Origin of the sequence: Mixta theicola (assembly GCF_002895925.1) — a bacterium.
Lineage (GTDB): Bacteria > Pseudomonadota > Gammaproteobacteria > Enterobacterales > Enterobacteriaceae > Mixta > Mixta theicola.
Genome location: NZ_NWUO01000051.1, coordinates 1 through 728, shown reverse-complemented (window position 1 = coordinate 728; position 728 = coordinate 1). Strand labels below are relative to the sequence as shown.

Genomic DNA, 728 nt, shown 5'->3' with positions numbered 1-728 from the left:
GAAGGCATGGTCTGGTGCTCGCCGGAACGGCACGGCGCCATGACCGGCATCATGAAGGCGCAGATAGACTGGATACCCCTGACGTCGGGGGCGGTGCGGCCTTCTCAGGGCAAAACTCTCGCCGTTATGCAGGTCAGTGGCGGCTCGCAGTCGTTTAATGCCGTCAACCAGATGCGCATCCTCGGCCGCTGGATGCGTATGATCACTGTCCCGAATCAGTCATCCGTGGCAAAAGCGTGGGCCGAATTTGATGAAGATGGCCGCATGAAGCCTTCGCCATACTACGACCGCATCGTGGACGTAATGGAGGAGCTGATGAAGTTCACTCTGCTGACGCGCGGGCGCAGTGACTACCTGACCGATCGCTACAGCGAAAGGAAAGAGAGTGCCGCGCAGCTGTCTGAGCGGGTTAATCAGCGCAGTATATGAAAAAAGCCGGCATCTGCCGGCTTCTGTTTTTGCGTCTCCCTTCCTGCTGGCAGCACATTGAAAAATCAGTGGCTGATCCGGTTTCCGTGTTCATCAATGACTTTTTCGCCGTCCTCTTTCGTAAATGCTTCCTTCTGCGGGTCAGGCAGAATGTCCAGAACCGCTTCAGACGGACGACAGAGCCTTGTGCCGAGTGGCGTCACAACCACCGGGCGGTTGATGAGGATGGGGTGAGCCAGCATCGCATTCAGCAGTTCATCATCGCTGAACCGGTCTTCTGCCAGCCCCAGATGCTCATA

Annotated in this window: 2 protein-coding genes; one reads left to right on the top strand and one right to left on the bottom strand. The window is 57.0% G+C overall.

The features are described from left to right. The coding region (locus COO59_RS20550; RefSeq protein ID WP_205960898.1) for an NAD(P)H-dependent oxidoreductase at positions 1-429 on the top strand (429 nt) is incomplete at its 5' end. A gap of 65 nt (positions 430-494) precedes the next feature. Here the strand turns inward: COO59_RS20550 and COO59_RS20545 are convergent. After that, positions 495-728 (bottom strand): ArsC/Spx/MgsR family protein (locus COO59_RS20545; protein ID WP_276308283.1); only part of this gene is annotated, 234 nt, incomplete at its 5' end.